Source organism: Pseudomonas sp. NBRC 111140 (assembly GCF_001320885.1).
GTDB lineage: Bacteria > Pseudomonadota > Gammaproteobacteria > Pseudomonadales > Pseudomonadaceae > Aquipseudomonas > Aquipseudomonas putida_P.
On the sequence record NZ_BCBQ01000042.1, the window covers coordinates 28,289 to 47,311 of the forward strand.

General features: G+C 63.8%; 14 protein-coding genes, 1 pseudogene and 1 riboswitch. Of the genes and pseudogenes, 4 read left to right on the top strand and 11 right to left on the bottom strand.

From position 1 onward, the window contains the following. Positions 1-5 precede the first annotated feature (5 nt). Positions 6-905, bottom strand: coding sequence for a LysR family transcriptional regulator (locus tag APH42_RS15305; RefSeq protein ID WP_012272308.1), 900 nt, complete (start codon positions 903-905; stop codon positions 6-8). A gap of 205 nt (positions 906-1,110) precedes the next feature. Between APH42_RS15305 and APH42_RS30470 the strand changes: the two are divergent. Together APH42_RS30470 and APH42_RS30475 are read left to right on the top strand one after the other, a co-directional pair. Then, positions 1,111-1,593: pseudogene (locus APH42_RS30470) on the top strand (SDR family NAD(P)-dependent oxidoreductase); the annotation flags it as partial. A 54-nt stretch (positions 1,594-1,647) separates the two neighbouring features. Next, positions 1,648-2,757, top strand: a complete 1,110-nt coding sequence (locus APH42_RS30475) for an SMP-30/gluconolactonase/LRE family protein (protein ID WP_223296415.1) — start codon at positions 1,648-1,650, stop codon at positions 2,755-2,757. Here the strand turns inward: APH42_RS30475 and APH42_RS15315 are convergent. The 5 genes from APH42_RS15315 to APH42_RS15335 form a co-directional block, all read right to left on the bottom strand. Continuing rightward, positions 2,747-3,697, bottom strand: coding sequence for a site-specific integrase (locus APH42_RS15315; RefSeq protein WP_012272306.1), 951 nt, complete (start codon positions 3,695-3,697; stop codon positions 2,747-2,749). The genes APH42_RS30475 and APH42_RS15315 overlap by 11 nt on opposite strands. 65 nt (positions 3,698-3,762) lie before the next feature. Next, on the bottom strand, positions 3,763-4,635 hold the full coding sequence (locus APH42_RS15320) for a phosphate/phosphite/phosphonate ABC transporter substrate-binding protein (protein WP_060493666.1): 873 nt from the start codon (positions 4,633-4,635) through the stop codon (positions 3,763-3,765). After that, positions 4,623-6,950, bottom strand: coding sequence for a bifunctional diguanylate cyclase/phosphodiesterase (locus APH42_RS15325; protein WP_060493667.1), 2,328 nt, complete (start codon positions 6,948-6,950; stop codon positions 4,623-4,625). The genes APH42_RS15320 and APH42_RS15325 overlap by 13 nt, the downstream gene beginning before the upstream one ends. Positions 6,951-7,031: 81 nt before the next feature. After that, positions 7,032-8,015, bottom strand: a complete 984-nt coding sequence (locus APH42_RS15330; protein ID WP_060493668.1) for an SCO family protein — start codon at positions 8,013-8,015, stop codon at positions 7,032-7,034. A 61-nt stretch (positions 8,016-8,076) separates the two neighbouring features. Then, positions 8,077-11,472: an Ig-like domain-containing protein gene (locus tag APH42_RS15335; RefSeq protein ID WP_012272302.1), complete on the bottom strand. Its 3,396-nt coding sequence runs from the start codon at positions 11,470-11,472 to the stop codon at positions 8,077-8,079. 251 nt (positions 11,473-11,723) lie between these two features. Next, positions 11,724-11,838: riboswitch (TPP riboswitch) on the top strand. Between the two features lie 79 nt (positions 11,839-11,917). Between APH42_RS15335 and APH42_RS15340 the strand changes: the two genes are divergently transcribed. Both APH42_RS15340 and tenA read left to right on the top strand, forming a co-directional pair. Then, on the top strand, positions 11,918-12,565 hold the full coding sequence (locus tag APH42_RS15340; protein WP_060493669.1) for a TenA family protein: 648 nt from the start codon (positions 11,918-11,920) through the stop codon (positions 12,563-12,565). 2 nt (positions 12,566-12,567) lie between these two features. After that, positions 12,568-13,227: a thiaminase II gene (gene tenA / locus APH42_RS15345; RefSeq protein WP_060493670.1), complete on the top strand. Its 660-nt coding sequence runs from the start codon at positions 12,568-12,570 to the stop codon at positions 13,225-13,227. A gap of 119 nt (positions 13,228-13,346) precedes the next feature. On the opposite strand, the gene APH42_RS15350 is transcribed toward tenA, so the two are convergent. The 5 genes from APH42_RS15350 to APH42_RS15370 form a co-directional block, all read right to left on the bottom strand. Continuing rightward, positions 13,347-14,963, bottom strand: a complete 1,617-nt coding sequence (locus APH42_RS15350; RefSeq protein ID WP_060493671.1) for an ABC transporter ATP-binding protein — start codon at positions 14,961-14,963, stop codon at positions 13,347-13,349. After that, positions 14,960-15,802, bottom strand: coding sequence for an ABC transporter permease (locus APH42_RS15355; RefSeq protein ID WP_012272298.1), 843 nt, complete (start codon positions 15,800-15,802; stop codon positions 14,960-14,962). Before APH42_RS15355 ends, APH42_RS15350 begins: the two co-directional genes overlap by 4 nt. After that, positions 15,799-16,758 (bottom strand): ABC transporter permease, encoded by a 960-nt coding sequence (locus APH42_RS15360; RefSeq protein WP_060493672.1) that lies wholly within the window; start codon positions 16,756-16,758, stop codon positions 15,799-15,801. The genes APH42_RS15355 and APH42_RS15360 overlap by 4 nt, the downstream gene beginning before the upstream one ends. Further along, a complete protein-coding gene (locus APH42_RS15365; protein WP_060493673.1) occupies positions 16,755-18,362 on the bottom strand; it encodes an ABC transporter substrate-binding protein in 1,608 nt (535 codons plus the stop codon). The genes APH42_RS15360 and APH42_RS15365 overlap by 4 nt, the downstream gene beginning before the upstream one ends. Before the next feature lie 9 nt (positions 18,363-18,371). After that, positions 18,372-19,023, bottom strand: a 652-nt coding sequence (locus tag APH42_RS15370; RefSeq protein WP_156352773.1) for an LLM class flavin-dependent oxidoreductase, incomplete at its 5' end; no start/stop codon positions are given.

Below are 19,023 nucleotides of genomic sequence, written 5' to 3' on the forward strand. Positions count from 1 at the left end.
AAGCCTTATGCCTGCGTGTTGAACATGGCAATGAAGTTGGCCAGCGCCGGCGAAGCGTTCTGGGCGCTCCACTTCATGTACAGCCCAAGGCCTGGGGCCGGTTGATCATCGATCGGCCGGATCGGGCGAAACCGCACGCGCTCGCGCGGCGTTGAACTGGCAAACGATTCCGGCACCAGGGCCACGCCAAAACCGCAAGCCACCAGGCCAAGCAGGGTATGGATCTGCGCGGCCTCCTGTACCACCTTTGGGTAGAAACCCGCCGCCTCGCACAGGGCAACCAACTGCGCGTGATAGCCGCCGCCCAGTGCTTGCGGGGTAAAGACGAAGTCTTCCTCGGCAAACTCGCGCAGGTCGATTTCTTCGTGCTGAGCCTTCGGATGGCTTGCGGGCAGGGCCATGACGATCTGCTCGTCAAGCAGCAACCGTGCTTCAAGGGTGCCCACCGGCAGCGGCAACCTGCGCATGAAGCCGATGTCCGCCTCGCCGGCCAGCAACGCTTTGGCCTGCGAGGCCGATGGCATCTCGCGGATGGTCAGTTGCACGTTTGGATAGGTCTCGCGAAAGCTGCGCAGGCTGCTGAGCAGCGAGTCGTAATAGGCGATGGAAATGGCTGTGATGGTCAGCTTGCCGCTGACCCCCGCGGACACATTGCGGGCGTACTCGATCCCCTGTTCCAGCTCAGCCAACGTGCGGTAAGCCGTATCTAGAAAAGCTGTACCTGCCGCCGTCAGACGAACACCGCGCTTGTTGCGCAGAAACAGGCCAAAACCAAGCTTTTCCTCGAGCCGGTTGATTGCCTGGCTCAATGGCGGTTGTGCCATGTGCAGGCGCTCGGCGGCCTTGTGAAAATGCAGCTCTTCGGCCACGGCGATGAACTGCCTCAGCAAACGTGTTTCGATCATCCTGCATTCCTAACAGCACGGCGATTTGGCGGTGATATCTGTGAGATATCAAAGTTGCATGCTTTTAATATTAAGTCATTGATTTTTTTGTTGATATCGTAAAAAGGAGAATTGAAGGTAGCCAGAAATGCCCGTTACAGACCCTTTCCACAATAAAGTTGCGGTCATTACAGGTGCCGCACAGGGCCTGGGCCTGGCCTACGCCATGGCGTTGGCCGAACGCGGCGTGCGGGTAGTGATCAGCGACCTGGGCACCGACCGTTCGGGGCAAGGGCAGGACGCCTCGGCGCTCGAGCACGCACTGGCGGACATGCGCGCCAAGGGCTTCGCGGTGGTTGGGCACGCAGGGCAGCTGGAAAACGAGGCCGCCTGCAAGCAACTGGTCGAGCTGGCCGTCGCGCATTTCGGTGCGCTGGACATCCTCATCCACAATGCCGGTTGGGTCGACTATCAGCGTATCGAGGCCCAGGACGACGCCTTCTTGCAGCGCGCCTTGGGCATCAACGTGCAGGCACCGGTGTGGCTGGCCAAGCATGCCTGGCCGCACCTCAAACGCTCCGCAGCACCGCGGATAGTGCTGACCACCTCCGACCGCGCCATGTACCAACGCTATGCCCAGCCTGGCCTGGTGGCCTATGCCGCTGGCAAGATGGCCCAGGTCGGTATCATGAACGCCCTGAGCATGGAGGGCCAGGAGCACGGCATCCTGGTCAATGCCATTTCACCGGTGGCCAAGACCCGCATGTGGGGCATCAGCCAACCGCCAGAAGAGCTGAAACCCGAGTGGGTGACGCCGGGCGTGCTGTACCTGGCCAGTGCGCTGTGCCATGACACGGGTTACATCTTGCGCGCCAGCAACGGCCAGTTCACCGCCACACGTTTCAACGAAAACAGCGGCGTCAGCTACCCCCGAGACCTGGGCCGTGTGCAGGCCAGCGACCTGGCGCAGGTGGCCGAGCGCTGGAACCGCATCAAGGAATGCAACTACGTGCCAGTCAAAGTCGCCAACACGCGCGCGGACTTGGGTGAAAGCCTGGTCTGGGATGAGCGCAGCGGCGTGTTGTACTTCGTCGATATTTCTGGCGGGCGCATCAACTGCCTGACGCCCGATGGTGAAGTCGAGAGCCTTTACGAATCAGCCGCCCGCATTGGCGCCCTGGCACTGACCGACCGGGGTAACCTGATCTTCACCGAAGATGCCAGCGTGGCCATCTTCGATGTGCCATCACGCAAGGTGTGTCAGCATTCGGCATCGGTCCATCCACGCTCGACCTACCGTTTCAACGACGGTGCCTGCGACCCGCAAGGCCGCTTCGTGACCGGGTTGATGGACGATGCCTACAGTGGCAATACCGGGGCATTGTTCCGCTTCGACGGGCAGTTGAGCGACCAGGTGATCCACGACGACATAGCGTTGCCCACTGGCATTGCCTGGTCGCAGGATGGCCACACGGTGTACTTCGTCGATTCGGCGGCGCGTGCGATCTACCGTGCCGAGTACCTCGTCGAGGGCCGGCTGGGCGAGGTTACGCTGTTTGCCGAAACGCCCGCCGAACTGGGGCGGCCGGATGGCTTGGCGCTGGACCGCGACGGTGGGTTGTGGGTGTGCCAGTACCATGGCAGTTGCCTGCTGCACTACGATCGTCACGGCCACCTGACCGACCAGGTGTTGATGCCGGTGCCGTGCCCCACCAGTTGCTGCTTTGGCGGCCCGGGGATGAACACCTTGTACATCAGCACCGCGCGCTTCGACATGAGCCCCGAAGACCTGCACCACTATCCCGATGCTGGCGACCTGTATGCCATACGCCCGGAAACGGGCGGCGTGGCCCGGCACAGCTTCAAGGAATAAGCCGTTGCGCCTGACTGGTCGGTAGCACGGCCAGTTCGCCAAAGCGCTGCGCCGCGTCGATGTAGCGCAGCGCCGACTTGGCGTCTTTCCAGCCCACGTAGCTCATCAACGACTTCAATTCCCAGCCATTGGCGGTTGCCCAAGTGGCGAAGCCACGCCGCAGCGAGTGGCCGGTATACAGCGCCGCCGGTACCCCGGCACGCTCCAGCATGCGCCGCAGCAGGCCGACCAGGCTGTTGCTGTTGAGCGCGCTGTCGCCAAGGTTGCCCCAGCGGTCGAGCTTGCGAAACACCGGCCCATGGGCAATGCCGGCGACTTCCAGCCATTGCAGGTAGGCCGTGACCGGGCACAAGGCTTTGAGGGCAGGGGTACGATGTTGCACACCCAAGGCTTCGCGGTCGCCCTTGCTGCGTGGCAGGAACAGCGTGATGCCGACACCGGCCTCGGCCTGGATGTGCTCGATGCGCAGGCGTGCCAGTTCATCACCGCGAAAACCGCGCCAGAACCCCAGCAACAGCAACGCGCTGTCACGACGTGCCCGGCGCAGGGCGGCCAGGTCGTGGTGTTCACGGGCCTGGCGGGCTTCTTCTTCAAAACACGTCACGGCGGTTTGCAAATGTTGCAGCAACAGCGGGGCAGCCTGTTTGGGGGGTGTCGGGTGCAGGGTGCGGATGCCGCGCAGCACCTGACGCACCAGCGGCGCCTTGGTTGGGTCGGGGAAGCCTTGGGCGACGTGCCATTGGCTGAGCGCGGCCAGGCGTTGGCGCAGGGTGCTGACCGCATGCTGGTCGGCGTGGTCAACCAGGTAGCGGGCGATGCTCTCGGCGGTGGCCGGGAGAAAACCGCCCCAGTGGCTTTCGAAGTGCTCGATGGCGGCCTGGTAGCTGCGCCGGGTGTTGTCACGGGTGGCGGCGCGAAGGTAGCGCTCGATATCGGTCATGGTGCGGGTGTCGATGGGTAATGGAGCACACCATAACGCGTATCAAGGGATATTGCATGCCAGGGTCAGCGCGGCAGCGCGGCATCCATCATCCGCTGCAGCGGCGCATATTCGGCTTGGCTGACTGGCACCAGCCCACTGGCATCCTGCGATTGCACGAACGCCGCCAGGGCCTGCGGGTCTTCGAGCATGGCGTGGCGAATACGCGCCCTCAGCGCCGGGCACAGGCTGGCACTGAACACGTATGGGTCGTAGTAGATCGGCCGCGAGCGCCACAGTGCCTTGATCCGTGTCGGCGCCATGGCGTGCCGGGCCAGGTAGGCATCGGTGCGCTCGCTGGCAACGAACGCCGCATCCACTCGGCCCTCCAGCAGGGCTTCCAATGCCTTGTCGTGATTACCGGCATACACCAATGCGCCAAAGAACCGCGACAAGGGCATGCCTACCCGGGCGGCGAATTCGACGCTGGGCACCAGGCTGCCCGAAGTGCTAGCCGGGTCGGTCAGGGCCACACGCTTGCCCCGTAGGGCCTCGATGTCTTCTGGCGTGTCGTCACGGGTCAACAGCAGTGCTTGGTAATGGTTGCCCGCCGGGGTGTACGGGCCGGCACTCAAGGTAAAGGTGGCAAACGGCTCGATACGCGGGTCGCGACGGTGTGCCAGCACATACGAAGCCGGGCCGAGCCGGGCGATGTCCGCGCCCCCCGACACAATGGCATCCACCACGCTTTCGTAGGAGGCCGCGATCACCAGCTCCACCGGCACCCCAGCCGCCTGACTCAGGCGTTGCAACAGTGGCTGGTGCTCACGGGTCATGTCTTCGGCGCTTTTGATCGGGATAACGGCCAGGCGCAGGCTGTGCGGGGTGCAATCGGCCAACGCGACATTGGCTGACAGGTTGAGCGCCATCAGGCATACCAGTGTTTTCAGTACACGCATGCCTTGTCCTCGACGCCGTTGAAGGGCGGGTAATCGCATAACTGTGCCGGCGACAGCGGTCGGCTGAAGTGATAGCCCTGGGCGATATCGCAGCCGGCAAGCTTCAGGTACACCACCTGCTCACGGGTTTCGACACCCTCGGCCACCACTTCCAGGCCCAGGCGTTTGGCCAGGATGATGGTGGAGGACACGATAGGGCTGTCGTCATGGCTGTTGGACAGTGCCGCAATCAGCGACCGATCGATCTTCAGCTTGCTTAGCGGCAGCGAGTGCAGGTGGGCAAAACCGGCGTAACCGCGGCCGAAATCGTCCAGGCTGATGCCCAGGCCCGCACCGCGCAGGGTGTGCAGATGGGTCACCGCCGTGCCTTCGGGGTCGAGGATGGTGGTTTCGGTAATTTCCAGCTCCAACTGCTGCGGCGCGATGCCGTGATGCTGCAATTGGCTCAGCAGGCGGGCAGCGAAGTCGCCTTGGCGCAACTGCAGCGCGGATACATTGACTGCCAGCCGAGTTTCCCGGCCCTGGGCATCCCAGCTCGACAACGCTTCACAGGCCAGGCGCAGCACCTCCCAGCCCAGTTCGACGATGAAACCACTGCGCTCGGCCAGGTCGATGAAGCGGTCCGGGTACAGCAAGCCGAACTCTGGGTGGTCCCAGCGCACCAGCGCTTCGTAGCCCAGTACCTGCTGGGTGTCGAGGCGAATCTGTGGCTGGTAGTGCAGCACGAACTGGCGTTCGGCCAGGGCACTGCCGAATGCCTGCTCGAGGGTGAAGGCCTGGATGTCGGCCAGGTTCAGCGAAGGGTCGAAGAAGCGGTATTGCGCACGCCCGGCCTGCTTGGCCGAATACATCGCGGCGTCGGCGCTGCGGATAAGGCTGTCGATATCCTGGCCATCGCGCGGGCAAATGCTCACCCCAACGCTTGGGCTGGTGTTGACCTCCTGACCATCCAGGGCGTAAGTGGCTGACAGTTTTTGTACCAGTTCGCGAACCCAGGCGTTGATCTGCTCTTCGCTGCGCTCGCCGGCCAACAGCACTACGAATTCGTCGCCGCCAAAGCGCGAAGCCTCGTCACCGGGTTCCAGCAGCCGCTGAATGCGCCCGGCCACAGCTTGTAGCAGCAGGTCGCCAATCTTGTGCCCCAGCGAATCGTTGATCGACTTGAAGCGGTCCATGTCGATGAACAGGATCGCCATCAGCCGGCGCTTGCCACGCTGTCGCGTCAGCGCCTGGCCGGCCACCTCGACGAACTGGCGGCGGTTGTGCAGGCCACTCAGGTGGTCGGTGGCGGCGGCATGGCTGCTGCGCCGGTGTTCGTCCTCGAGGCGCCCGATCAGTTGCTGGTTGACCTGCTGGGCATGTTCCAGCGCATCGAATGCCTCCTGGCGTTTACGCAGCAGGCGCAAGGTCCATAGCAGGCTGGCAAGAATCATCAGTGTCATGCTCAGGTTCAACCAGAACTGCCGGGAATAGGCCAGCGCCGAGGGGGCGAGGATTTCATCCTGGCGCTGGCTGACCACCACACTGAAGCCGCGCTCAGGTACATGGCGGTACAGGCTTTGGTAAGCGTCGCCCGCCACGTACTGGGTCATCATGCCCGCTTCAGTGTCAGTGCCAGGCAGCTCGGGCTGCAATGAATCGCCAGCCACCACCACGCCGCTGGTATCGATGCGCAGCCGCTCCAGGCCGTCTTCCTGCAGCAGGCGCACCAGGCCGCTGCTGCCCAGGTCGATATGCTGGAACAGCACTGCCAGGTAGCCAATATCCAGTTGCACGACCAGGATGTTGTCGATTTCTCGGCCGGCCGGGTCGGTCAGCGGCAGCAGAAAGGGCAAGCGCCAAGTGGGCAGGGCGGTGGGTTGGCCGGGGGGCTGAATGCTTGGCAGGAAGGGTTTGAAACCGTAGCGACCTGCATGGCGCCGCAACTGGCGCAACCAATCGGCAGGTAACTCGGCGACCTCGTCGGCATGGCTGGCCGACAGCAGCCGGCCTTGCCGATCGTACAGGCTCATGCGCTTGAACACCGGGTCTTCAGCCAGGATACGCGCCAGGCTGAAGTTACCTTGACGCAGCACTTTCATGTCGTCCTGGGTAACCCGGCCCACCGCTTGGGCACGGTCAACCAGCTGGCGCAGGCTTTCGCCGACAATACTGGCCAGGTTCAGGTGTTCGGCGGCCTTGGCCGACAACGCATCCTGGCGGGCGGCGGCTTTCTGCGTAACGTGCAACCCCCAGAGAAAGGCCAGGGTCGCTGCACAGAGCATCAGGATCAGCAGCCGCAAAAGGCTGGAAGAGGAAAGCGAACGGCGTATCACTGCTGATAGTTCCCGACCCTGGGTGATGTTCGGAAAATACGACAGTAAGATGACAACCTAATGACTGATGGCCAATCGCCTTTAGGGGTTTTCCCTATTCGCCACGGGTGTCTGCAGACGTGCGGTTTCTTCTTCGATGTAGCTCATCAATGCGCTGACTTCGGCATCGCCGAGGCGCATGTTGGGCATGGCCAAGCGGTTGTATTGCTCATACAGCAGCATGGCCAGCGGGTCTTTCTCGGCCAGCATCTGGTCGGGCTCCTTCAGCCAGCGGGTCAGCCAGTTGGCGTCGCGCTGACGCGTCACGCCCAGCAGGTCGGGGCCGATGCCTGGCTGGCCTGGCTCGATGTTGCCCAAGGTGTGGCAGGACGAGCAGCGGGTGCGGAAGATCTGCTCGCCACTGCTGGGCGGACGCACCTGCGGGGCCTGGGCATAGTCATTGGCCAGGGCGCTGGCCTGCTTCCAGTTGTGCAGGCTGTTGCCCAGACGGTCGGCGAGGATATACGGGCTTTCGAAGGGCGAAGCCTTCATCCAGCGGCCAGTGGCCTGGTTACCGATGATCAAGCTCAGGTTGTGGTCTTTGGAGCGGCCGTTTTCCAGGCCATCGATCCACAGCCCCAGGCTGCGGCGCAGTTGCTCGATATCGTCGGGTTCGCCGGTCAGCAGCGTCCAGCCAGGGCCTATGCCGAACTTTTCGGCATAGCGTTTGAGGGTGGCGGGGGTGTCGTTGTAGGGGTCGATGCTGATGGAATAGAGGAAGATATCCTTGCCGACACGGTCACCGAGGATTTTCTGTACCTGCCGCAGGCGGGCGGTTTCCACCGGGCAGGAATCGGAACAGCCGGTGAAGATGAAGTTGATGGCGACCACCTTGTCCTTGATCAGGTCGTCGAAGAAATGCACTTTTTCGCCGTCCTGGGTCAGCAGGGGTATGTTGGGGAAATAGCTGGCACCCCAGGGCGTGGCGGCTTCTTCAGCTACCGGTTGTGGCGGCTGCAGTGGCCAAAATGGAATGCTGGCGGCGAACAGCGCGAGTACCAGCAGGAAACGCCATGAGCCGTGCATGATGCGATCCTCGTTGCTTGGTTGAAGTGGGGCCGCACAGCGGCCCCGTTTCACGCGTCGGTTACTTGATGCTGATCGGCACCGTCACACTTTGCCCCAGGGCCGATTTCACGGTCACCGTTGCCGGCGTTGCCGGGCCCGTGCCGGTGGTGGTCACCGACAGTTTCCAGCGAGCACCGGAGGTGGCGACCGTCAGCGTGGCATTGCCCAGATTCAGCGGGCCGCTGGTAGACGCTGCAGTCACACTGATGCTGTTGCCGGTCGCCACCGACGTCGTGCCCGCCACGTCCCAGGTGTAGCGGTTGCCACTGCGCACCTGCACCGTGGCACTGGTGACCTGGACCTGGTCGACCGCGGCTGCCGGGCTCACGGCAATGCTGACGGTGGCCGGGGTTACCGACTCGGCACCCTTGGCATCACGCGCGGTGTAATTGAAGCTGGCAGTGAACGGCGTCTCGACCGTGGCCGGTGGGGTATAGGTCACCGTGGTGCCATCCGTGCTGACGGTGCCCTGGCCAGAGTCCGGTTGGCTGAGGCCGGTCACGGTCAGCGGTACGTTGCCGTCCGGGTCGGTGTCATTGGCCAGCACGTTCAGGGTGATCGGTTTGCCAGCGGTCGTTGCAGCACTGTCGTTAGCCGCCACAGGTGGTTTGTTGGCCGGGTCGTCGTTGTCGTCATGGCCTTTGGTGCGGAAGGTCGGCAGGCCAACCGACGCCATGTATTGCACGCCATCCCACCCTGGCAGCGGTGTCGGCATCACCTGGAACTGCCCTGGGTGTTCAATGTCCCAGCGCAATAGCATCGACGAGTCTTCATGCTGGGTGTTGTGGCAGTGCTCCATGTAGGTACCGGCGAATTCGCGGAAGCGGATGGCCATTTCCACCTCTTCCGAAGAATCGGCATCCGGCCCGATACGGTATACGTCCTTGCGTGCCCATTTTTCCCATTCTGGCGGGGCCTTGCCGTCACGGCTAAGAATCACGCCTTCCTCGAAGTGCACGTGTACCGGGTGGCTCCAGCCATTACCGCCGTTCTTGATCTTCCACACTTCCAGGGTGCCGTCGCCACTGAAGCCGCCGTCGGTGGACTGGTTGGCCAGTTGCGGTGCCGCACTGATACGCCGTGGGTCCATGCTGTAGCCAAAGCCACCGTCGGTCTTGATGGTCCAGGGGGTGGTGTCGGTGCCATCGGAGCGGCCAAAGATGAACTCACGGTGGCGGGCATCCTTGATCTTGGCCAGGTCGGTAGCCGAGTTGCGATCAATGGGCAGCGGCAGCATTTTCAGGCCTGCGGCTTTGCCTGGTTTGGCTGGCTCGTAGGCCACCGGGTCCATGCTCAGGTCCTGGCCGGTGTATGGCTGCACCAACAGTTGCAGGAACTTGCCGACCGCTGGGTCGCCTTTATCCCACTGTGGGCCTTTGCTGGTCTGCTTGATCACCGCCTTGTATTTTTCCGACAGTACGTCGGCCAGCGAAATGGTGCCTTCCGGGCCCTTGCCCGTGCGGTGCTCTTCCAGGTTGACGAAGTACAGCTTGTCGCCCGCCTTGATGCCGTTCTTGGCGAAGTTGATGATGATGTCGTAGCGCTCGGCGATGCCTTGCAGCGGCAGAATGCCGTTGTTGTCCTGCAGGTTGCCGTCACCGTTGAGGTCCAGGGTGCCGTCGAACGGCACGGCGTGCTCCATGATGTTGCCGTCGTTGGCGATCATGTGGAACGGCACTCGGGCATACGATACGTTGGAGCCGGAAGGGCCTTTGAACTCGCCACTGGTGCCGGCAATTTCCCGCACCACGGCAAACTTGAAGTAGCGCGACACCGAGCCGTTGAGGATACGGAAGCGGTAGCTGCGTGCACGCACCTTGAGTTTGGGCTGGTACTGCCAGTTGACCAGGATCTGATCACCCAGGAAGCCGTCGGTGTTGAACGGGTTGAACCACAGTTGGCCGTTGGCATCCCAGGCCTTGTCGGCTATCACCAGGTTGACGTCGTAGTCACGGTTACCCCACGGCATGCCCGAACCGCTGGGGAAGCGCAGGTTGACGCCGTCCTGCAGGGCTTCGTTGCCACGGTCCAGGGCGCTGTAGTAGTTCATCATCACGGCGTTGCCTTTGTAGACGTTCTGCGCCGTGAAATCCATCATGTGGTCGTGGAACCAGTGGGTGCTCATGGTTTCACGCCAGTCGCCGCGAATCTTGATGCTGCCGTTCTGGCAGGTTTTCAGGCCCGGTGTGCCGTCGTTGACGAACAGGGTTTCGCCCGGCGAGCAGGGGAAGGCCGCACGCGGGTCCTGGGCACGGGTGTTGATGGTGTCGTAGCCGGCCAGTTGCACCGGCCAACGGTAGTCGTAGTACTGGCCGGGGAAGAAGTAGGCGTTGGCGAAACCATCGCTTTCGGCCGGGGAATGGCCGTTGTGCTCGTGGGTCGAGATGGTGTGCAGGCCAAAACCGCCGTTGGCCGACGGGTCGATCGGCAGGGCATTGTAGTGGCGCATCAGGATCGGCTGGCCGTAGCGCACCATCAGCAGCTTGGGCGGGAAGGTGCCGTCGAAGGTCCACAGCGACTTGTGGTTCTGCAGCGGGAAGTTCGGGTGGAAGCGGGTATCGATGCCCTTGGTGGTGCCCAGCGTGGTCGGGATATCGGAGGTCTGGTAGTACAGGCCACCTGGGGCGAATTCCCCGACTGTGTAGTTGTGCATTTGCCTGCGATCGCGCAGGCCAAGGTTGATGCGCGCGCCAGCCTGCGCGGTCTTGAATGCCGCCTGCGGATAAAACTCGTTCCAGCGCTGGTGCGACCAGCCTTTTCCTGGTGGACGGCCTTCGGCGGGCGAACCGACCGGGTGGCGGTTGAGGAACATCTCGATCTGTGCTTTCCACGGGTTTCGATCAAGCACGTTGGAGAACTGGGTCGGGAACGGGTACAGGCCCGGTTGCTTGAGGAAAGCTTCCAGTGCTGTGCCACTGGGGCCGCTGCGGGCCACTACGTTGGGGTCTTGAGCCGGGGCCGCGCCCAAGGTGGGCACCGGGAAGGTCAGGTCTGGCGGCGGCAGTGTCGGGTCGAGTTTTTCCGGGCCGAACTCTTCGAAAAGCAGCAGTTGCTGGGTGAAGGGTTGCGCACCGAACAACGGGCTGGGCTTGCCGTTGGTGGGGTACCTGTCCGAGGTTTGCAAGGCGGGTGGCAGCACGTTGTCGGTACGCACCGTATCGCGGTTGCCGTACACGCCATCGGTCAGCTCCAGCGAGCCTTCGTTGGCTTCTGGCAAGGTGCTCAGGTTGAGCAAGGCCGGGGTCGGGTCGTCCGGCTGGTCGGTGTAGGCCGAGGGGTCCGTCGGCGGTGGCGGGCTGTTGTCGTCCAGCGGGCTCGCCATGGCCGTGATCAGCCCAAGGCTGAGCATCAGCGCGGTGACGGAAGAGAGCTGGAATACATACCGGTTCGGGTGAATCACGGCAGGTGTTTTCATTGCCTTATGCCTCGCTCACGGCTGTATGGCTGAGGGCCATCAATGGCGTTTTGCCTGGTCTTTGGGCCTGAGCAACGGCTGTGCCAACAGGTATTTCAGTAATGCTTTGTCATACAAAACCTTGCGGCGCCTAGGGTGCGCTAAATAATGGCGCGTCAAGAATGGGCCTAAGTCCCCAAAAGCGGGTGACCCAATGCCCACTCACTGGGTGGATCGGGGCGTGACAGCCCCGACGCACTGGGGTATACCTGTTCGCCACCAAGGGGAGCCCGGCAATGGGCTGAGAAACCGCTGAACACTGCAGCGCGGTGACCCTTCGAACCTGATCCGGATCATGCCGGCGAAGGGATGGGGCTTGTAACCTGCCTTTTTGCCGGCCTCACTGCGAGGCCCAGTCCATGTCAACTGCCAAGGTCTCGCTGTCACCCTCATCAAGGACAGCAACATGACCGAACGTTTCAGCCAGTCCCTGCACCGCCAGAACGAGCCGACCTGGTCGGCAGCCGTTGGCCACCGTTTCGTGACCCAATTGTGCGACGGCAGCCTGCCGGACCCGATCATGGTCAACTACCTGGTACAGGACCACCGCTTTCTTGACAGCTTCCTGACCCTGCTGGGCGCGGCCATCGCCACCGCCGACACGTTCGAGGCCCGCCTGCGTTTCGGCCGCTTCGCCGGGATGATCTCAAGCGACGAGAACACGTACTTCCTGCGCGCCTTCGAGGCCCTGGATGTCAGCCCGGCGCAACGCGATGAACCAGCCGATACCGCGCCTACCGCAGGTTTCAAGGCGATCATGCGCGAAGCGGCAGCCACCCGGTCCTACGCAGCGGCCCTGGCGGTGCTCAACGTTGCCGAAGGCCTGTACCTGGATTGGGCGCTGAAGGCACCGAAACCGATGCCGGAAAACTTCGTCCATGCCGAGTGGATCACCCTGCACGACAACCCGGCATTCCAGGACTTCGTCGCCTTCCTGCAGGCCGAGCTGGACCGCGTCGGCCCGCAACAGGCCGCGCTGGCAAGTGACTTCTACCAGCGCACGGTAGCGTTGGAGCTGGCCTTCTTCGATGCCGTCTACCCGGAGGGCCAGTGAGCATGGATATCTTCGAGCGCCTCAAGACCGCTGCCGCGCCGCAGTGGAACCGCTACGTGGACCATGACTTCGTGCGGCAGATGGGCGAGGGCACGCTGAGCGAGCAAGCGTTCCGAACCTACCTGGTGCAGGATTACCTGTTTCTGATCCAGTTCGCCCGCGCCTGGGCGCTGGCCGCCTACAAAAGCCGCCGCCCGGCCGACATCCGTGCCGCGCAGGCCGGGCTGGCGGCGATCCTGGACGAAACCGAGTTGCATGTGCGCCTGTGCGCGCGCTGGGGGTTGACTCAGGCTGATATCGAGGCCGCACCAGAGCACCAGGCGACGGTGGCGTATACCCGTTACGTGCTGGACTGCGGCGCCGCCGGCGACCTGCTGGAGCTGCATGTGGCACTGGCACCTTGCGTGATCGGCTATGCCGAGATCGGCCGAACCTTGGCCGAACGCATCGGCGATTTGAGCAACCACCCGTACCGCGAGTGGATTGGCGAATATGCCGGGGAGGGCTACCAAGGCGTGGCGGCGGCCGCGCGCAAGCATCTGGATGAACTGGCTGCGCGAAGCATGACAGAGCAGCGGTTTGCTGAGCTGGTGGGGATTTTCGGCCAGGCGTCCAGCCTGGAAGCGGATTTCTGGCAGATGGGGTTGGACGGGGCTGCGTAGGCCGTTACGGCGCGCTTTGCGCCCCCATCGCGGCACAAGGCCCTTGTAGGAGCGGCCTTGCATCGCGATGGGCTGCGAAGCAGCCCCAGCATCGGTGATCCAACCCAATCGCTGCAGGCTCACCCCACCTCACGCACCAAGGGCCGCTCCCCCTGCAATACCCGGCCCAATCCTGGCATATCCTCCAGCAAGCTCCGCGTGTAGTCACTCGCGGGCCGCTCGAACACCTGCTCGGTCGGCCCTTGGTCCACCAGCCGCCCCTGGCGCATCACCAGCACCTGATCGCTGATGCCGCGCACCGTCGCCAGGTCGTGTGAAATGAACAGGTAGGTCAGCCCCAGCTCAGCCTGCAAACGCTGCAACAACGCCAACACCTGTGCCTGCACGGGCGCATCCAGGGCCGACAGCGGCTCATCGAGCACCAGCAGCTCCGGTTCAGCCGCCAAGGCACGAGCGATAGCCACACGCTGGCGCTGCCCACCAGACAACGCTCCAGGCCGACGCAGCAGCAACTCGGCGGGTAACCCGACCCGCTCCAGCAAACCCAGCACCCGCTGCCGATCGTCTCGTCGCGCGCCAATGGCAAAGGCGCGCATCGGCTCACTGACGATCTGCAGCAGGTTGTGCCTAGGGTCCAACGCAGCCCAGGGGTTCTGGTAGACCAGTTGCACTCGCCGCCGGTAGGCATGCAATTGGCGCCGGCTGGCGCCCAGTATTGGCTGGCCGTCGAACAACACGCTGCCTGCACTGGCTTGCTCCAAGGCCAGGATGATGCGGGCAGTGGTGGACTTACCCGAACCTGACTCGCCCACCAGGCTGGTGGTACTGCCACGGGGCAGGGTGAAGCTGACACCGTCGACCACCGGCGCGGCATGCCGGTTGAAACGCCGCATCAGGCCACTGACCTGCAACAGGGGTTCGCCAACTGCGCTGGCTGGGCCAGTACGCCGTTGCTGCAGGCGTGCCAACGGTGAGGCCGCCAGCAGCTGCCGCGTGTAGGGATGCTTGGGTGCATGCCATAACTGCGCGGGCGTGCCGCTCTCCAGCAGTTGGCCGTTGCGCATCACCAGAATGCGATCGGCACGGTCCAGCGCCACCGCCAGGTCATGGGTGATGAGCAACAAGCTGCTGCCGCGTGCGCGCACCAGTTGCTGCAGGCGGTCTAGAATTTGCCGCTGCACGCTGACATCCAGGGCGCTGGTGGGTTCGTCGGCGATCAACAGCAGTGGGTCGTTGGCCAGGGCGATTGCGATCAACACCCGCTGGCACATGCCACCCGACAGCTCATGGGGGTAGCGGCGGGACAGTTGCTCGGCATCCCTGAGGCCCACCTGCTGCAGCAGTGCCAGCCCGCGCGCACCGGCTTCACGGCGCGGCACGCCATGCACGGTCATGGCTTCGACCAGCTGTGCACCGATGGTCTTGACCGGGTCCAGCGAGGTGCCGGGGTCTTGTGGCACGAAGCCGACCAGGCGGCCACGGCGTTGGCACCAGTCACGTTCAGCAAATTGTTCCAGCGCCTGGCCTTGCAGCCACAGTTGGCCTCGCTGCCGCGCCGCGGCTGGCAGCAGCCCGGCGAGGGCCGCAGCGGTAGTGGATTTGCCCGAACCGGACTCGCCCACCAGGCAGACAATTTCACCTGCGGCAATTTCCAGGTCCAGCGCCTGTACGGCGGCTTGCGGGTTGCCTGGATAATCGACGCTTAACTGCTGGATACGCACCAATGGGGTGTTCATCGCACATCTCCCTGTAACTGTTGCAGCCCATGGGCGAGTTGATGAGTGGCCAGCACCACGGCGGCCACCACCAAGCCCGGCAATGTGGTGTACCACCAGGCCACGACCATGTAGTTGCGGCCTTCGGCGATCAGCAGGCCCCACTCCGGTTGCGGTGGCGGTGCGCCAAAGCCGAGAAAGCTCAACGCCGACACAGCCAGCACGGCACTGGCGAACTCCAGTGCGGCCAAGGCCAGTAGCGGCCCGGCGGCGTGCGGCAACACATGCCGCCAGAGGTTGCACCAGCTGCCCACACCGGCCACCTGCGCCGCCTCGACAAAGCTGCGGCTGCGCCAGCGCAGCACTTCGCCGCGGGCCAGCCGGGCGAAGATGGCCACGGATGACAGCCCTACGGCTACGGCGATTTCCAGCGTGCCGAAGCCCAGCGCCGTGACAATCGCCATCGCCAGCAACAATGCGGGAATGGCCATCAGCACCTCCACCAGCACTGCCAGCGCACGATCGGCCAGGCCACCGAACCAGCCGGCGATGCCACCCAGCAGACTGCCGACCAGCAAAGCGATCAGCACGGCGATGCTGGTCGCCTGCAGTGACAGCGCCGCGCCATGGACACAGCGCGCGTACAGGTCGCGGCCAAGGTGGTCGGTGCCGAACCAGTGCCGGGCGGAAGGGGCTTGCAAGGCCTGACTGGGATCGGCCAGCAACGGGTCGGCGCGGCTGAACAGCTCTGGCCAAAAGGCCCAGCCCAGTACCAGCAGGAACAGGACGACACTCAATGCCAGCGGCAGGCGAGGCCAGCGTTTCGCTTGTACAAGGCCATAGGCGGTTTTTACGCTCATGCCCGGCCTCCTTGGCCAATACGTGGGTCGAGCAGGGGGTAGAACAGGTCGGTCAGCAAGTTGGTCAGCACGTACAAGGCCGCAGCCAGCAACACCACACCCTGAACCACGGCGATGTCCTGGCTGGCCACTGCGGCCTGGGCCAGGCGGCCGATACCCTCACGCGAGAACACGGTTTCGGTCACCACCGCCCCGGCCAGCAGGTTGCCCAGCAAGGTGCCGGCCAGGCTCAGCAGCGGTATTGCTGCATTGTGCAGCACGTGCCCGCACAACAAGCGCCAAGGCCCTAGCCCTTTGCTGCGCAATGCCTGGACAAATGGCTGGCGGCTGACACTGGCCAGTGAACGTCCCAGTACCTGAGCGATCATCGCCGCACAAGGCAGGGCCAGGGTTAGCGCCGGCAGCACCAGGCTGGCCGGGCCTTGATTGCCCATGGCCGGCAGCCAGTGCAGCTGGAAGGAAAACAGCTGCAACAGCACCAGGCCAACCCAGAAGGTCGGCAACGACACCACCACGGCCGGGGCGTTATGCAAAGCGCTCTGCAACGTGCGCTGGCGTACCTGATGCGCCGCCAGGGCCAAGCCGATGCCCAGTGGCACGGCCAGGGCCAGTGCGGCGAACGCCAGGGACAAGGTGGCGGGCAACGCGTCTGCCAGGGCCTGAGCCACTGGCTTGCCGCTTTGCAGCGAATGGCCCAAGTCCAGCTGCAACAGGCGCCAGAGTGCACCGCCGTACTGTTGCCACAAGCTGCCATCGAGGTGATAGCGAGCGCGCAGTTCGGCCACCTTTGCCGGGTCTACCGCGCCTGGCTCGCCGCTCTGTGCCAGCAAGATCGCCACCGGGTCACCGGGCAACGCGTAGAGGATGACGAACGACAGGGAAAATGCAGCCCACAGCACCAGCAGTGCCTGGGCCAGCCGCCACGGTACTGCGTGGCGATAAGTCAGCGTGGTCATGGTTTGGTGGCCTCTGGTTGTGCCAGCCAGGTGTCATAAAACTGCAGGCGGGTCGAGGCTTCGTAGTGCAGGCCGCGCACGGCATGGCGAAACGCTGTGACCGTTGCAGCCTCCACCAGCGGAATGACATGGCCTTGCTCCAGTAACGCCTGGCTGGCTTGAGCGATCAGCTCGCCACGTTTGTGCGCATCCAGGCTGGCTGCCGAATCGAGCAGGGCCTGGTCCAGTGGCAGCGCGCCACGCGCGTTGACGTTGCGACCTGCGGCGAGGAACACGGTGCGCAATACGTCCGGGTCGGCGCGGGTCAGGTTGAAGAACCACAGCTGGTAGTTTTGCGAAGTCTGCAGCAGGCTCACCTGGCCAATGGTGGACTTGTTCAGGCGCAGCTCCACACCAGCCTGGCGCAGTTGCTGCTGCACCAGTTCCAGCACCGGGGTGGTGGCCTGCCAGTAGTCGAGGGCGAAGCTCAGGCGCTGGCCATCGCGCTGGCGCCAGCCATCGGCACCTTTGGCCCAGCCCGCAGCATCCAACAGCTTGGCGGCACCTTCGGGATCGAAGGCGAGGCTGGCACTGAGGTCCTGGTAATACGGCGTGCTGCTGGCCAGTACCGAGCTGGCCGGTTTCTGGTAGCGCGAGATCACCGCCTGCAACTGGCTGCGGTCGATGGCCTTGTTCAGTGCCCGGCGCACATTGGCGTCGTCCAGCGGCGGGTGCGACTCGTTGGGTGTCAGGTTGAAGACAATGCCAGGGTTGGAACGGGCGATCGACGGCACGCCCTGAGCTTGCAGCACGGCCTCGTCCTGCACTGGCACGCTTGTGTTGACGTCGATCTGCGCGGACAACAGGCTGCCCAGGCGCACGCCGGATTCCGGCAGGATGTGGAACTCGATGGCGTCGAGCCAGGCGCGGCCCTGGTGCCCGGCCAACGACGATGGCCAGGCATAGTCGTGGCGGGCCTCGATACGCACCAGGCGGTTATGTTCGAAGCGTTTGACATTGAACGGCCCGCTGCCTACCAGCGCACCCTGGCAGCGTTCCTCGGCGGAGCGCTTGAGGGTGGCCGGGGCTAGCAACCCCAGGCTCATGGTAGAGCTGGCCTGGAGGAATTGTGCGTTGGGTTGGTGGAAACCAATGCGCACGCTAAGCGGCCCGAGCACTTCAATGGTATCCAGGCCGGCCAGGTAGGTACTGGCCAGCTGCGCCTGGGCACCCAAGGCGACGATAGCCTCGAAATTGGCCTTCACCGCCGCCGCATCCAGCGGGCTGTCATCTGCGAAGGTGGCGCCTTCGCGCAGGTGGAAAGTGAACTGGCGCGAGTCGTCACTGACCTCCCAGCGCTCGGCCAGCCACGGCACGATTGCAGCACTTTGCGGGTCTTGATCGGTAAGCGAGTCGACCAGTTGCCGGCCGACGTTGAGGGCAGTGTTGTTGCCCGCCTGCTGCGGGTCGATGCAGTTGGGGTCGCCGTCAAAGGCTACCCGTAGCACGCCGCCTTGCTGCGGGGTGGCTGCCTCAGCGCTGCTGGCCGGTTGCGCCGGTTTGTCGTCGCAACCGGCCAGGGCCAGGGCAATGGCCAGGCTCAATGAAGCCAAAGGTCGGAACATGAACACTCCTTAGAAAAAGCGGTTGGCGCGGTAAGGCAGGCCGAGGTTTTCCCGCAGCGTGCTGCCGGCGTATTCGCGCTGGAACAGCCCGCGCCGTTGCAGCTCAGGCACCACGCCGTCGACAAAGTCGTCGATGGCCGAGTGCAGGCCGCTGAACATGATGTTGAAACCGTCGGCGGCGTCGGCCTCGAACCACGCCTGCAGATCGTCGGCAATGCTCTGCGGGGTGCCGATCAGGATGCGGTGGCCACCGGAGGTGAGTTGGTTGAACAGCTGCCGCACCGTCGGCCGCTCGCGGCGGATCAGGTCGTAAACCAGCTTTTGCCGGCTTTGGTGGGTGTTGGTGGTGAAGTGCTCCGGCGGCAGGGGCACCACCTCATCGAATGGCAGTTCCGACAGGTCGTAGCCAAGGCTGGCGAAACGCGAAATGGAGCTGAGAAAAGCCTTGGGCTCCAGCAACTGCTGCTGGCGGTCGTACTTGGCCTGGGCGTGGGCGAGGGTCTTGCCCACCACCGGCGCGACGCCGGGGAGTACCTTGAGTTCGTGGCCCTCACGGCCGAAGCCGGCAGCGGCCTGCTTGGTTTCGCGATAAAACGCCTTGCCCTGTTCCAGGGTGTGCTGGGCGGTGAAGATCAGTTCGCCCACCCGCGCCGCCAGCCGG

Excerpts from the sequence above, each read along its gene's own strand:
- APH42_RS15305 (WP_012272308.1), bottom strand. The coding sequence starts at position 905 with ATGATCGAAACACGTTTGCTGAGGCAGTTCATCGCCGTGGCCGAAGAG.
- APH42_RS30475 (WP_223296415.1), top strand. The coding sequence starts at position 1,648 with ATGTGGGGCATCAGCCAACCGCCAGAAGAGCTGAAACCCGAGTGGGTG.
- APH42_RS15315 (WP_012272306.1), bottom strand. The coding sequence starts at position 3,697 with ATGACCGATATCGAGCGCTACCTTCGCGCCGCCACCCGTGACAACACC.
- APH42_RS15320 (WP_060493666.1), bottom strand. The coding sequence starts at position 4,635 with ATGCGTGTACTGAAAACACTGGTATGCCTGATGGCGCTCAACCTGTCA.
- APH42_RS15330 (WP_060493668.1), bottom strand. The coding sequence starts at position 8,015 with ATGCACGGCTCATGGCGTTTCCTGCTGGTACTCGCGCTGTTCGCCGCC.
- APH42_RS15335 (WP_012272302.1), bottom strand. The coding sequence starts at position 11,472 with ATGAAAACACCTGCCGTGATTCACCCGAACCGGTATGTATTCCAGCTC.
- APH42_RS15340 (WP_060493669.1), top strand. The coding sequence starts at position 11,918 with ATGACCGAACGTTTCAGCCAGTCCCTGCACCGCCAGAACGAGCCGACC.
- tenA (WP_060493670.1), top strand. The coding sequence starts at position 12,568 with ATGGATATCTTCGAGCGCCTCAAGACCGCTGCCGCGCCGCAGTGGAAC.
- APH42_RS15350 (WP_060493671.1), bottom strand. The coding sequence starts at position 14,963 with ATGAACACCCCATTGGTGCGTATCCAGCAGTTAAGCGTCGATTATCCA.
- APH42_RS15355 (WP_012272298.1), bottom strand. The coding sequence starts at position 15,802 with ATGAGCGTAAAAACCGCCTATGGCCTTGTACAAGCGAAACGCTGGCCT.
- APH42_RS15360 (WP_060493672.1), bottom strand. The coding sequence starts at position 16,758 with ATGACCACGCTGACTTATCGCCACGCAGTACCGTGGCGGCTGGCCCAG.
- APH42_RS15365 (WP_060493673.1), bottom strand. The coding sequence starts at position 18,362 with ATGTTCCGACCTTTGGCTTCATTGAGCCTGGCCATTGCCCTGGCCCTG.